We start from the raw sequence: 14,480 nt of genomic DNA, 5'->3' as shown, positions 1-14,480 counted from the left end.
CGTGTTTCGACTGGCCTGTTTTAATTTACAAACATCTCATCCACCAGCACCAGCCCCGGTTTGCCTTTGCCGCCGTGCCATTCTGGCAGCGTACACGGTTTGGCGACCACTTTGATGTAAGCCAGCGATTGCGGTTTGAAGGTGCAGGTTACGTTCGGGATCGACGGCGTTTCGCCTTTGGCGGGCATTTTCGGCTTGACCGTCGAGAGCAGTTTCATCTTGTCGCGGCTGTCTCCCCCCCAGATTTCGACGGTGCCCGGCGGAAAAATACCGGTAGCTTCTTCCACCATGATGCGCAGGGCCACGGAGGAAACCGTAACCGGTTTTTTATATTCCGCCACCAGCACCATGTCGTTGTTGCGGACGCCCGTCCAGTTGTTGGCCCAGGCCGGGCTGTTGGCATTGAAAGTACCGAGTTTTTTGTCAAACAGCGACTTGGCCCCCTCCGCCTGGTGAACGCGATTGAGTGGCAGCAACAGCGTCACGCTGTCGGGTTTGTAAGCACTCTTGTAAAAGTCGAAGGTGGCCGTGCTGCTGCCAAACCAGCCATCTTTAAACGCCCGGGCCTTGATGGTCGTCATGTCCGTCAAAACCGTCTGGTTGTTGAAAACCGGGGAGTTGACGCTGTCGGGCTCGGTGCCGTCGGTGGTGAATCGAATCTGAACGCCTTTGATCGGGTGCTTCAGTTGCAGGGCCGTCGGTTTGTCGAAGATTGTTGAACTGTTTTTAATCTGCGGAGGGTTCAGCGTAATCGGGTTTTTGCCGTCGTCCTTAAACCCGGCAATAAACGCGATATTTCGATTGGCTTTCTGCAATTGCTGAATCTCCGAAACCGACAGTTTGGTTTCCCAGAGCGAGATGGTTTTCAGGCTCTTGAAATCGCCGATCTGTTTTTGCAAGTCGGCATACGTCACTTTGGTGCCCGATAAGGTCAGGGTGTTGAGGTGTTTCAGGGCCGCGAGTTCTTTCAGGTCTTTTCCGGTAATGTCGGTGAAATTTAGGTCCAGCTTTTGCAGGTTTTCAAACTGGGCAATCGTTTTCAAATCCGCATCTTTAACCGGCAGTTTGTTCAGGCTCAGGGAAACGACCTGTTGTTTGATGTCGCTCAGTTCCTTCAGTTTATCCACGGAATAGGTGTTCCGGTTGTAGAGATTGACCGCTAACGCTGGTGACTCCCGGGCCAGGGGGGCAATGGTCCGGTAATCGTTGTTGAGCTTCTGAACGGTTTCTTCGTCAGCCGCATCGAATTCATAGACCACCTCCTGCCGTTCGGCGGGTTTGAGCAGGGTGGCAGCAATGCGCCGTAACGAATCGGTGGGCGGCAAGTCAATGACCTTTTTCTTGAAATCCGGTTTGCTTTTCACCCAGAGCGCCAGCAGCGTGATTTCGTTGTCCGTCAATTGGGTTTTACCCGTCGGCGGCATGTGTTTTTTCTCTTCCATCGGCAGGTGGATGCGCTGGAGCAACAGGCTCTGTTCGGGAAAACCGGCTTTGAACAGTTTGCCGGATTTGCCGCCTTTCAGCAGGGCATCGACGTTGGCCATGTTCAGTTCGCCTTTCAGTTTCTCCGGATTGTGGCAACTGATGCACTTTTGCTGGAAAATGGGTTGAATGACGTGATCGAAAACCAGCGCCTGATCGAGTGCCACCGGTTCAACGGTCGGGTTGCTGATCGGCCCGGTAATGAAGTTGTCGCCGTGCGTTAAAACCGCCCCGTAATGTCCCGCGCCAATCAGGAAAACAACGGCCAGAATGGCACCCGATTTGGCTACCGTGGCCTGGTACCAGTCCCGGTTCCGACTCCAGTAAATAAGCGCCGAAAGATAAAACAGGCTGACGCCCGACCATTTGTGCCACTGCAAGACCTCCCCGGTATAGCCGTCTTCTTTGGACAGAAACAGGCCCATGATGACCGTAATGCCAGCCGACAAAACGCCTACCAGCAGCAGATTAGACAGAAAGCCCCGGTAAAATTCGTTCGTGGCGTAGGACGCATTGAAGCGAAAAATTTCCATTGCCATCGCCAGCAACAGGATCACGATGGGGAAATGGAGGAAAAGCGGGTGCATTCGCCCGACGGGCTGCACCCAGGTCGGCACCACGATTTTACTCTCAAAAAACAGCAGGAACAGAATAAAAACGGCAGAAGCAAACAACGCCTGCTCGGCCAGACTTTTGACCTTTTTAGTCATCACAACAAGGAATCCAGTGGGTTAGGAATAGTAGGGTACTGATTACGCCAAAATATCCCGGACCACTTTGCCGGAAACATCCGTCAAACGGTACCGGCGACCCAGGTGTTTGAAAATCAACTTCTCGTGATTCAGGCCCAACTGGTGCAAAACCGTGGCCTGAAAATCATGGACGTGGACCGGGTTCTGCGCGATGTTATAGCCCAGTTCATCCGTCTCGCCGTACACCATTCCGGGTTTGATACCGCCCCCGGCCATCCAGATCGTGAAGCAGCGCGGGTGGTGATCGCGACCGTAGTTATCGGCCGTGAGCTTGCCCTGCGTGTAGCTGGTACGCCCAAATTCACCGCCCCAGATCACCAGCGTTTCGTCCAGCAAACCGCGTTGTTTGAGGTCGGTCACCAGAGCCGCCGACGCCTGATCGACGTCCTTGGCCTGTTTGGCAATTTCGAACGGCAGGTTGCCGTGCTGATCCCAGCCCTGGTGATACAACTGCACAAACCGCACGCCGTTTTCGGATAACTTCCGGGCCAGCAGGCAGTTGGCGGCAAATGTGCCGGGCACCAGGCAGTCCGGGCCGTAGAGCTTGATGATGTCGTCCGGCTCTTTCGACAGGTCCATTACTTCCGGAACCGCCGTCTGCATCCGGTACGCCATTTCGTATTGCTTTACCTTAGCGGTAATCTCCGGATCTCCAAATTCCTGGTATGCCAGGTCGTTGAGTTCCGCCAGATTGTCCAGCATATCCCGGCGCGCGTGCCGGTCCATGCCTTCGGGGTCGCGCAGGTACAAGACCGGATCTTCGCCCTTGCTGAACTGCACGCCCTGATGAATCGAATCCAGAAAACCGTTCGACCACAGCTTGGAATACACGCCCTGCCCATTGCCGATGCCGCGTGACAGCAGCACCGTAAAATTCGGCAGGTTTTTGTTTTCATTGCCCAGCCCGTAGCTCAGCCACGACCCCATGCTCGGGCGGTTGCCCTGCTGCGAGCCGGTTTGCAGAAACGTCAGCGCCGGATCGTGGTTGATGGCTTCCGTAAACATGGATTTCACGATGCACAGATCATCCACGATTTTGGCGGTATACGGAAACAGATCACTCACCCACGCCCGCGACTGACCGTACTGCTTGAAATTCACGAATGAACCCACCAGTGGAAACGACGCCTGGTTGGCCGTCATCCCGGTCAGTCGTTGTGTTCCCCGCACCGACGGCGGAATTTCCTGCCCCAGCATTTCCCGGAGCTTGGGTTTGTAGTCAAACAATTCCTGCTGCGACGGCGCACCATTCTGGAACAGGTAAATGACGCGTTTGGCTTTGGGCGCAAAATGCGGAATGCCGGGCGTAAGCCCTTCTTCATCGGTACTGTTGCCGCCAAACAGATCGGGGATCATCAGCGATCCTAAAGCCGCACTGCCCAGTCCTAAACTCAAGCGGGATAAGAAGCGACGCCGGTTGAAATTAAAGCCGTGTTCTAAGATTTCCTTTTCCATGTTCACTACGTCTTTGTAATGGTTTCTTCCAGGTTATAAATTGTCGAAATCACCCGCATCATCGCGGCCAGTTTCGTCTTGTCTATTTTCTCCGGAATCGGGTATTCGCCCACGGCGAGGGCCTTTTCCGCGACCGGTTTTTTAATTTCCTTCAGCCCTTTTTCGTAATAGGCCGTCAGCATGTCGATTTCCTTTTCTTTCGGTTTTCGACCCACAATCAGGCGGAACGCCTTGCTGATTTTATCCTTCGACACGCTGTTTTCCTGCAACAGGTTAGCGGCCAGAACGCGGGAGGCTTCCAGCACCGTGGGGTCGTTCATCATCACCAAAGCCTGCAAGGGCGTGTTGGTTTTCAGCCGTTTCACCTCACACAAATCCCGGTTGCTGGCGTCGAAAATGGCCAGCGATGGGGGCGGAACGGTTCGCTTGATGAGCGTGTACATGCCCCGGCGGTAGAGGCTCGGCCCGTGATCCTGGTTGTAGGTCGACAGCAGCCCGCGTCCCGAAGTCGCGCCTTCCCACAAGCCGGGGGGCTGATACGGTTTTACGCTGGGGCCACCAATTTTCTTATTCAGCAAACCGCTGCTCGACAACACCAGGTCTTTGATGAATTCGGCGGGAATTCGGTAGCGGGGGCCACGCGCCAGTAACACGTTATCAGGGTCGTTTTTCAACTTTTCGGGCGTCACCACCGCCGACTGACGGTAGGTAGCCGAAGTAACCATCTGTTTCACCAGCCGTTTGATATCCCAGTTGTGTTCCATAAAATCGACGGCCAGCCAGTCGAGCAATTCCGGATGCGACGGCAGATCGCCCTGCATCCCAAAATCGCCGGAGGTTTTCACAATGCCTTTTCCGAAGAATTCCTGCCACAGCAGGTTGACATACACGCGGGCCGTTAGCGGGTTCTTTTTATCAAACAACCACTGCGAGAGGCCCAGACGGTTTTTAGGATAGTTTTTGTTAAAAGGCAGAATGGACGACGGCGTTCCGGGTTCCACTTCATCGCCCGGCGCGTCGTAAACACCCCGCTTGAGGATGTAGGTTTTGCGCATCGTATCGGGGTCCATATCGCCCATAATCGACACAATCAAGCGGTTGGTATCCGGTTTGTTGACAAACGTCAGGATGTTTTTGACTTCGTCATCACTGATTTCCATCAGCGGTTTTTTGGCGTAGGTTTCAGGCCCCCCAATCACCGATTCGATCCCCACTTCTTTCACGTTATTAAAGAACGCAAAAAGCTGGTAGTATTCTTTCTGGGAAAACGGGTCGTATTTATGATCGTGGCAGTGCGCACATTCCATCGTGACGCCCATGAGTCCTTTTCCCAATAGATCGGTTCGGTCGGTGACGTACATGATCCGGTATTCTTCCGGAATGACCCCGCCTTCTTCGGTGATTTTATGATTCCGGTTAAAACCGGTCGCCAGCAGTTGTTCTTTCGAGGCATTGGGCATCAAATCGCCGGCCAATTGCCAGGTGACGAAGTCGTTGTAATGCATGTTTTTGTTGAACGCGTGGATCACCCAATCGCGCCAGGGCCACTGCGTCCGGTAGCCATCGTCCTGATAACCATGCGAATCGGCGTAGCGGGCCAGATCGAGCCAGTGCAAGGCCATTTTTTCGCCGTAAGCCGGATTCTTCAATAACTGATCGACAGCTTTTTCGTAAGCATTCGGGCTGTTGTCGGCCAGAAACTGATCCATCAGGGGCAGCGACGGCGGTAAACCGGTCAAATCCAGGCTTAACCGCTTCAGCAACCGTTCTTTATCGGCTTCTTCGTTGGGGGCCAAACCTTTCTGCTCCTGTTTGTGGAGGATGAAGTGGTCGATCTCGTTTTTGGGCCAGTCTGTTTGGTCAACCTCCGGAACGGCCGGTTTTTTAGGGGCCACAAATGCCCAGTGTTTTTCATATTTCGCTCCCTGCTTGATCCACTTTTCGATCAGGTTGATTTCGCGGGTCGACAATTTAAGGTTAGACGCCGGAGGAGGCATCAGCAGGGATGTGTCCTGCGTGGTGATGCGCAGAAAAGCCGCCGATAGTTCGGGTTTCCCGGCCACCAGCGCGTGAGCCGACGGGTTTTCGGCCAGCGCCTTGAAGGCACTTTCGGCCACATCGAGCCGCAGACCCGCTTCCCGTTTATTGGCATCCGGGCCGTGGCAGGCCAGGCATTTGTCCGACAGAATGGGGCGAATATCGAAATTATAACTAACGACATCCGGCAATTTTTCGTCCTCAACGCCATGCGTTGAACCCGTATTGCAGGCCTGGATCACCCCGAGAACACTTGCCAAAACACCGATCAAATAAAAGGACTGCTTAAGCATAGGAAATAAATTGGTTCGGTAGTAGTTGAAGAATCCTACTGGTTTAGGAAGATGTGAAGCGTTGGCGCTACGCTAAAAACGCGTCCAATTGCGTGAAATAATGTAACAAGACATGATACGATTTGGTGCCATAGTGATATTATTTCATAAATTTAGCCAAGTTTTGTTTGGTTACCAACTGGAACGGAATCAAGGTTTCCTTCTCATAGGCTTCCCCTTTTGCAATTTTAATGGCGGTTTCGATGGCTTTGGCACCCTGCTGTTCGGCATTCTGAAAAACCGTCGCATCGAGCGTTCCTTTCTTGACAGCCTGCAACGCATCCGGAATCGCATCGATGCTGACCACGATGACTTTGTCTTTCAAACCGGCGTCGGTCAATGCCTTGACGGCACCCATGCCCATTTCATCGTTCTGGGCAAAAACCGCGTTGATAGTCGTGCCATACGATTGAATCCAGTTTTCCATCAGCGACATGGCTTTCGCCCGATCCCACTCGCCGGTCTGGTGGGCGATGAGTTTCAGGTTCGGATACTGTTTCAGAATTTCCCGCGCGCCCTGTTCGCGTTTGATCTGGGCGGCCTGACCCATGTAGCCGTGCATCATCACCACATTGCCTTTTCCGCCCAGTTTTTCGGCAATGAACTTCATCGCAATCCGGGCCGATTCCACGTCGTCGGAACCGATGAATGCCGACGGTTTGGCGGTGGTCTCGGAGTTGACGTTGATGATCGGAATGTTCGCGGCCAGTGCCTTCGTCACCGCGGGCGAACTGGCTTCCACCTCGCAGGGATTCATGATGATCACATCGACTTTCTGCGCAATAAAGCTCTCCACTTGCTCGATCTGTTTCAGGGCCGAACGCTCGGCGTCGACGGTAATCAACTCAACGCCCGATTCCTGCGCTTTCTTCTCGATCTCGTCGCTGACATTGACAATAAACTCGTTCTGCATACTGAGCATCGTGACGCCCACGGTCAGTTTTTTGTCGCCGGTTTCGCCGGTTTTTTCGCCCGATGAAGATTGGTTGCAACCCGAGAATAGAACAGGAATAAATAAACTGATAAAATAAATACGTCTCATGTTGATTTTTTACCCCTCAATCCCCTAAAGGGGACTTGGACGCAGCCGCTTCCGGATGCAAAAGTCCCCTTTAGGGGATTGAGGGATATTTTAGTTCTTATTTTGATTTAAACTATCCAATACCACGGCTCCGATGATGATGATTCCCATCACGACCTGCTGGTAATACGAGGTGACATTCATCAAATCCAGTCCGTTGCTGATGACCCCGATCAGCAACGCCCCGATCAGCGTGCCGGTCATGGTGCCGGTTCCACCCGAGGTGCTGGTTCCGCCGATGATGGCTGCGGCAATCGCGTCCAGCTCGAAACCGACGCCGGCATTGGGCTGGCCCGTGGTGATGCGCGACGTCAGCAAGATACCGGCCAGAGCCGCGAGTCCTCCGCACAGCGTATACACCACCATTTTGACTTTATTCAGTTGAATACCCGATGCCTGAGCCGCCTGTTCATTTCCGCCCACCGCGTACATGTAGCGCCCTAACACGGTTTTTTTGAGAACCACCGAGCAGATGATAAAGAACACGATCAGGATGAGAATTGGGGTCGGAATGCCCAGCAGATGCCCCCCACCGATGAAATTAAAAGAATCGGAGAGGTTGGACACCGGACGGCCCTTGCTCAGAATGAGCGCCAGGCCACGGCCGATGGTCATCGTTCCCAGCGTGACGATAAACGGCGGAACCTTGCTTTTGGTAATGACCAAGCCATTGAATGCGCCGAGGAGTAAACCGGCGGCTAAACCGGCCAGAATGGGTACGACAACGGGGTACGTGTCCGGATGGGCGAAGGACGCGGCTACCACACTCGTAACGGCCACGGTCGAACCGATGGACAAATCAATGCCGCCCGTAATGATCACAAACGTAACGCCAAAGGCCAGCAAAGCGTTGATCGACACCTGCGTGACGACAATCGTCAGGTTGGAAACCGTCAGAAACTTGGGCGTAACAACCGAAAGGACCAGGCAAATCAGGATAAAGGCAATGAAAATACCGTATTGCCCGATTCCCCGGATGCGGTTTTTGGTCGATATCCCAACCGGGTTTCGGTCGGTTTGAACAGGGTTTTCCATTCGGGTTTAGGATGCGTAATGATTCAATGCACTGCGTACTGCATGATGGTTTCCTGTGTCGCTTCCGCCTTGGTCAGCAAGGCGGTTTGTTTTCCTTTCGACAGTACCAGAATCCGGTCACTCAGGCCCAGAATTTCGGGTAATTCGGACGAAATCATGATCACGGCAATGCCGTCGGAAACCAGCCGGTTGATGAGTTTATAAATTTCAAATTTGGCACCTACGTCGATTCCCCGCGTCGGTTCGTCCAAAATGACCAGATCCGGTGATGCCAGCAATACCTTTCCGATGACGACTTTCTGCTGGTTTCCACCACTCAGAAACGTCACTTTCTGATCCGCCCCGGCGGTTTTGATCCGCAGGTCGGCGATCATTTGGGCCGCCGTTGCTGTCTCGCTTTTGTCCTGAATAAACAGGCCTTTGGCGTGGTTCGGCAGACTCGCCAGCGTCATGTTGTGCTTCACCGACATGCCGGGAATAAACCCCAGTTTTTTCCGATCTTCGCTAACATACCCAATGCCGGATCGAATGGCATCCTGTGGAGTCTTGATAATAAGTTGTTTTCCTCTTAAATAAATTTCACCGCTGTCGACGGGGTCCAGGCCAAAAATGGCGCGGGCAATTTCGGTGCGACCCGCGCCCATCAAACCGGCGATGCCCAGCACCTCCCCGGCGTGAACCGCAAACGTAATGTCGGAAAACTTTCCGGCCCGGCTGAGGTTTTTAACTGACAGAATTTCAGCGCCTTTCTGCGCAACCGAGACCGGAAACAGGCTGTCAATTTCCCGGCCCACCATCAGCTTGATCAGCGTCGGCGTGTCCAGTTGGGCGGCCGGTTTGGTGTCGATGTATTTGCCATCCCGCAAGACCGTTATGGTGTCGGAGATTTCAAATATTTCGTCCATTTTGTGGGAAATGTAAATGATGGCGACACCCTTTTTCTTCAAATCCCGGATGATGCCGAAGAGGGTAGCCACTTCTTTGTCGGACAGCGCGGAGGTCGGCTCGTCCATGATAATCACTTTGGCGTCGTTGGAAATGGCTTTGGCGATTTCCACCATTTGCATTTCGGCAACGCTGAGGTATTTCATGGGGGTCGTGGGCGAAATCGTGACGCCCATCTGCTCCAGCAGAATACCAGCTTTTTGATTCAGTTTTTTTTCGTCGATCCAGCTAAAGAAGCCCCGGTTCGACTCCTGCCCCAGGAAGATGTTCTGGGCAACGGTCAGTTCCGGAACGATCAGGATTTCCTGGTGAATCATCGAGATGCCCTTTTTCAGAATCTCATTTACATCACTGGCTTTTAATTCGCTGCCTTCAAAGATGATTTCCCCGGAATCGGGCGTGTGAAGCCCAATCAGAATCTTCATGAAGGTGGATTTTCCGGCTCCATTTTCGCCCATCAACGCATGAACCTCGCCTTTCCGCAGGTTCAACTGCACCTGATCCAGCGCTTTGACGCCCGAAAAGGTTTTGGTCAATCCGCGTACGGTGAGGATGTAATCAGGAGTCATGATCGGCGAATTCGGGTCAAAACCCCTAAATCCCCTAAAGGAGACTTTTTGCATCCGGAAATGGCTGCGTTCAAGTCCCCTTTAGGGGATTTAGGGGCAAAATGTATGGGATTATTTCTCCGTCCATTCAACGCCGGTATCCTGCCAGCTTCTCGATTTGGCGGAATTGATTACGGCTTCGCACACTTTCTGGGTTTCCAGCGCGTCTTTGAAGGTGGGATTGCAGGGCTCACCGGTTTCCAGACTTTTTAGGAAATCGGCCACCTGGTGCACAAAACCGTGTTCGTAGCCAATGCCCAGACCCGGAACCCACCACTTGTCCATGTAGGGTTGGTCGCCGTCCGTGACGTGGATGGAACGCCAGCCGCGCACAATCGACTCATCGGAGTGATCGAAGTATTCCAGGCGGTTCAGATCGTGCAGATCCCATCGGATCGACGCGTGCTCACCGTTGATTTCAAGCGTATACAGCGCCTTGTGACCACGGGCATAGCGGGTCGATTCGAACAAACCCAATGAACCGTTTTCGAAATGGCAATGGAAAATACAGGCGTCGTCGATGCCGACGGGTTGCACTTTCCCGGTCAGGGCGTGCATCCGCTCTTTCACAAACGTTTCGGTTACCGCCGACACATCCGTGATGCCGCCGTTGATCCACATGGCCGTGTCGATGCAGTGGGCCAGCAAGTCACCCGTTACGCCCGAACCGGCGGCTTCCAGGTCCATTCGCCAGGTGCCGGTGCCGCCCTGTGGCACGTCGGCATTGATGGTCCAATCCTGCAAGAAGTTGGCGCGGTAGTGGAAAATCCGGCCCAGTTTCCCGGAAGCTACAATCTGTTTGGCCAGCGAAACCGCCGGCAAACGACGGTAATTGTACCAAACCGTGTTGGCAACCCCGGCTTTGTCAACGGCTTCCACCATTTGCTCACCTTCGGCCAGATTGCGGGAGAGCGGTTTTTCGCAGAGAATCATTTTACCAGCCGCAGCCGCAGCAATGGCGATTTCGGCGTGCGTATCGTTCGGGGTACAGATGTCCACCGCGTCGATGTCATCCCGGGCGATCAGGGCTTTCCAGTCCGTTTCGATGGATTCATAGCCCCACTGATCGGCAAAAGCCTGCACTTTTTCGGCGTTGCGTGAGCAAACCGCCTTCAAAACCGGCGTGTATTCCAGTTCCGGAAAAAAATTGGGTACGCGATTATAACCATTGGAGTGCGTCCGGCCCATAAAACCGGTTCCGATCAATCCAATTCTGAGTTCTTTTTTCGTTGCCATTTAAACGTTAATGGTTTAAGGTTTAACGTTTAAGGTTTAAGGCCTAGGTTTAAAGTCAGCTAAAACGCAGGCGTGAGCGAACTTTAAACCTTAAACTTTAAACCTTAAACTTTTTTTATTCACTCCAGCCGTGCTGATTACGGACTTTAATCAAAGCCGCGAGGATGTCGTTCCAGGTCTGTTGTTTATACATGACCTCGTTCGGGAACATACAGCCATCCCAGCAGATGTGTTTGAAGGCTTTGGTCAGTTCGCCGGTATCGTCGCGCAGCCAATAGCCTGCGTCGTGGGCGATGTCGAGTTTGCCGTTGGGGTCGGTAGCCAGACAATGGCGACCGGTTTTGTCGTGCGAGCCGGTTCCGTGAACGGTTCCGTCGTTTTGCGCGACGTGGAAGTCGATGGTCCAGGGGCGCAGGGCGTTGGTCAGTTTTTTCAGACCTTCTTCCAGCGTAGCCCGGTCGCTCCACTCAAAATCGGCGGGCAAAATCCGGTCCTGCGGACTGTTGTAGCCCAACAGATAGAGGAAGGTGTGCGACATATCCGCCTGAAAGCCCATGTTGGGCCGGTCGACGGCTTCGAGCGTGTCGAGCATCGCCCGCCAACTGTGCATACCGCCCCAGCAGATTTCACCTTCAGCCGCCAGTTTTTCGCCGTATTCGGCGGCCACATCGCAGGCTTCGCGGAAGGTTTCGGCAATAATTTTAGTGTTTCCGACCGGATCGGCCGCCCAGGCTTCGGGCGAGCTGGCGGAGTCGATGCGAATCACGCCGTAGGGCCGAATGCCGATTTCTTTCAGGTATTGACCGTATTGACAGGCTTTGCGCACCATGTCGACAAAAACGGCGCGGTCTTCTTTCGTACCCAAGACCGGGCCTCCCCAGATGGGTGCCACCAGCGAACCGATCACCAGACCGTGTGCGGCTACTTTATCGGCTAGTTTTTTTGCACCCTCTTTTGGGTCATTGATATCGATGCTGGGATCGAAAAGACCGACATCGACGCCGTCGAACTTCACTCCGTCTACTTCCGCAGCCGCTGTCAGTTCAAGCATCGTGTCGATTGGAATCAGGGGTTCAGAATCCGGTCCTTTTCCGACAACACCAGGCCAGGTGGCGTTGTGGAGTTTAGGATAATTATTCGTGCTCATGAATAAAGTTGGGTTTAGAAACTTATAAAACTAAATCAGGATTCGCCGGGCCGAAGTGTTTCAGCATGACGATGGGGTCGGTAGATGACGGGTTGACGATCGTAACGCCTTCGACAGCCGCTTTTTCGCTGATGAAAAACTCGTCGTTGGTCAATTGGCCGTAGCGGATCAGGGCCGGGGTTTCGATGTCCCAAACGCCCATTTTGCCGTGTCCCTGCATCACGATAATGCCGTAAGCCGCACTGTCTTTGATGGTCACGGTTTGTCCGGGAAACACCGTCAATTCCTTGGCACTGAAGGCGTCGGATTTGTAGCAAACCCAGACTTCGCGGTAGCCTTCGGCTTCCATTTCGGCAGTATCTTTCACCGGCAATGGAACCATGTACCGGTTGGCCATCATCTGCGGATCGACGTTCAGGTCCCAGTCAATGGCTTCCATCAGTTGGTCGTAGTCGCCGATGCGGTCTTTCGGGGTGCCGTTCCAGAGCAGTTCTTCCGGAATGATGGCTTCGTTGACCAGTGACTGGTACATCGCGAAAACGTCCGACGCTTTCTGCGGTTCGTAGGTACACAAACTGCCCGGTGCGTGGAGCAGTCCGGGCGGAACATCCCAGCCTGTTCCCGGTTCGAGCCGGTAGGCCATCGAATAATTCGTGATTTTATTATCGCCTTTGGTGAAGTTCTGGAGGCATTCCTTGATTTGCTCCTTGCTGGTGCCTGGCGCAATACCGATGAATGTATACGGAAAATCACCGCCGTGGTTGTTCAGTTGCGGGGGGAAATAATAGGCCTCCGGTTTGCCCAACTGACCGATCAGCGCAGCCTGTTCGTCGTTGTGGTGGAGGTGGTGGGGGAGTGGCCCCATGTTATCGAAAAACTTGGAATACATTGGCCAGGCACCGTATTCGTTCCACAGCCGGTCGCCGATCAATTCGCCTTTCAGCTCGTCGATGGCATCTTTCAGCAAGATCTTCTCTTCGGTGGTTCCGTCCGAATACACCACCTGACTCAAGCCTTCGTTTTCGCCGGTCAGCGGGCCGTTTTTGGCGGGGGTTGTTGAGGACAGCCAGCGTTCGTCGATGCCACCGCGTTCACCGCCCAGCACGTAATAATCATCGGGGTGCAACTTGATCCGGCGGCCGGGTACGCAGAAGGAGCGGGGCACCCAGGTTGGAGCCAGCCGCAGAATACCTTGTCCCTGTTCTAATGCTTTTTGAGCTACACTCACTTTTTCGGTTGTTTCCATGAAAGGGTCACTTTTTAATCTACCTAAACTTATTTTCCTAAAAAATCCGTGATTGGGTCCTGTTCGGTCAAAATGGATAGTTCGACCTCATACTGGCGGCTTTCGCCCGGTGCCAGAAAGATGAGTTCGTTCAACTCCCGGGCTTTGGCCTGGCCCATGGGCGCGTGGGTTCCCGGTTCGATGCCCGTTACGTATTCACCCGCACCCCAGTGTTGCCAGTTGGTCAGCCAGGGCAACTGCGCTTTCTGAAACCGCATTGATAAGGCAAAACCGAGTTGGGCGTTGTAGAGCCCGGCGGTACACCAGCCATCGGCGTCCGGCGTAGGGTCAATGATGGCGACTTCCTCGCCAAAACCGCTGTGGTCGTCCAGCGGGGCCGGGCATTTTTTGAAGTCGTTTCCTGCTACGAAAATTTTGTATTCCTGATCCGGGTGGCGGGGTTGCCACGGCCCTTGCCACACCAGTTCTGTTCCCTCGTCGACCAGCGGCCAGCCGAAGTTGAAATGGTACAGCAGCATGTGCGGGGCCGGGGTATTGGCTCGGTTGATCACTTCGTCGTGAATTCGGATTGTCGGCTGGCCGAGTGTTCCCGAAATGGTGCGCCGGAGTTCCAGACTGGGGCCGAAAACCCGGGTTTGCCGGATGATGCCGGTAATGCTCATGTCCAGCTTCCCCAGGGCGGGGTCGGGCTGAATGATGGAAACAATTTCGGCGGGAATGTTGCTGATTTCACCGTGAAGACCGCGTTCGCCGTAGGCGTCCGATTCGGGGCCGCCCACGTGCGTCAGTCCGCAGGTCGTGAGCAGTCCGCCGTTGAACGTGCGGAGCCAGTCGATGCCTTTGTCCGAAAACGGTTGCGGGGGGGTGATCCCGGAATGACTCAGCCAGGCCAGACCGTGCTGGTTGTAAAACGTGTCGGCGATGTCCATTGCCCGGTCGATCACCACTTTGTAACGGAGTCCGGTACCGGTATTGATCCAGGCAATTCGGGTGCCTCGTCCGGCGCCGTTGTCGAGCACGGCGGTTTCGATGCCTCCCCATTGGGCCGGGTGAGAAAGTTTTTTATGCCAGTTTGGTGGTGTCAAAACTAGATATCGTTTACGGTTTACGGTATTCGGTTTACG

Annotated in this window: 10 protein-coding genes; all 10 read right to left on the bottom strand. The window is 53.9% G+C overall.

Annotated features, from left to right (window positions below; translation table 11 throughout):
• Window positions 1–20: 20 nt before the first annotated feature.
• Complete coding sequence (locus DUE52_RS17750) at window positions 21–2,192, bottom strand: c-type cytochrome domain-containing protein (protein WP_114407377.1); 2,172 nt, start codon at window positions 2,190–2,192, stop codon at window positions 21–23.
• 42 nt (window positions 2,193–2,234) lie between these two features.
• Window positions 2,235–3,689 carry a DUF1501 domain-containing protein gene (locus DUE52_RS17745; RefSeq protein WP_114407376.1) on the bottom strand — a complete coding sequence of 485 codons (1,455 nt, stop codon included), beginning with the start codon at window positions 3,687–3,689 and terminating at the stop codon, window positions 2,235–2,237.
• Window positions 3,690–3,694: 5 nt separating this feature from the next.
• Window positions 3,695–6,019, bottom strand: a complete 2,325-nt coding sequence (locus tag DUE52_RS17740; protein ID WP_114407375.1) for a PSD1 and planctomycete cytochrome C domain-containing protein — start codon at window positions 6,017–6,019, stop codon at window positions 3,695–3,697.
• 139 nt (window positions 6,020–6,158) lie between these two features.
• Window positions 6,159–7,100: a sugar ABC transporter substrate-binding protein gene (locus DUE52_RS17735; RefSeq protein WP_114407374.1), complete on the bottom strand. Its 942-nt coding sequence runs from the start codon at window positions 7,098–7,100 to the stop codon at window positions 6,159–6,161.
• A 90-nt stretch (window positions 7,101–7,190) separates the two neighbouring features.
• Window positions 7,191–8,174 (bottom strand): ABC transporter permease, encoded by a 984-nt coding sequence (locus DUE52_RS17730; protein ID WP_114407373.1) that lies wholly within the window; start codon window positions 8,172–8,174, stop codon window positions 7,191–7,193.
• Between the two features lie 23 nt (window positions 8,175–8,197).
• A complete protein-coding gene (locus DUE52_RS17725) occupies window positions 8,198–9,688 on the bottom strand; it encodes a sugar ABC transporter ATP-binding protein (RefSeq protein WP_114407372.1) in 1,491 nt (496 codons plus the stop codon).
• Window positions 9,689–9,799: 111 nt separating this feature from the next.
• Window positions 9,800–10,963: a Gfo/Idh/MocA family protein gene (locus DUE52_RS17720; protein WP_114407371.1), complete on the bottom strand. Its 1,164-nt coding sequence runs from the start codon at window positions 10,961–10,963 to the stop codon at window positions 9,800–9,802.
• Between the two features lie 115 nt (window positions 10,964–11,078).
• A complete protein-coding gene (locus DUE52_RS17715; protein ID WP_114407370.1) occupies window positions 11,079–12,110 on the bottom strand; it encodes a sugar phosphate isomerase/epimerase family protein in 1,032 nt (343 codons plus the stop codon).
• A gap of 22 nt (window positions 12,111–12,132) precedes the next feature.
• Window positions 12,133–13,356: a class I mannose-6-phosphate isomerase gene (locus DUE52_RS17710; protein ID WP_114407369.1), complete on the bottom strand. Its 1,224-nt coding sequence runs from the start codon at window positions 13,354–13,356 to the stop codon at window positions 12,133–12,135.
• A gap of 29 nt (window positions 13,357–13,385) precedes the next feature.
• Complete coding sequence (locus DUE52_RS17705) at window positions 13,386–14,441, bottom strand: aldose 1-epimerase family protein (protein WP_114407368.1); 1,056 nt, start codon at window positions 14,439–14,441, stop codon at window positions 13,386–13,388.
• Window positions 14,442–14,480 lie beyond the last annotated feature (39 nt).

The organism is Larkinella punicea (assembly GCF_003334855.1).
Lineage (GTDB): Bacteria > Bacteroidota > Bacteroidia > Cytophagales > Spirosomataceae > Larkinella > Larkinella punicea.
The sequence above is the reverse complement of the archived record's forward strand: the minus strand, read 5'-3'. Positions and strand labels throughout refer to the sequence as shown.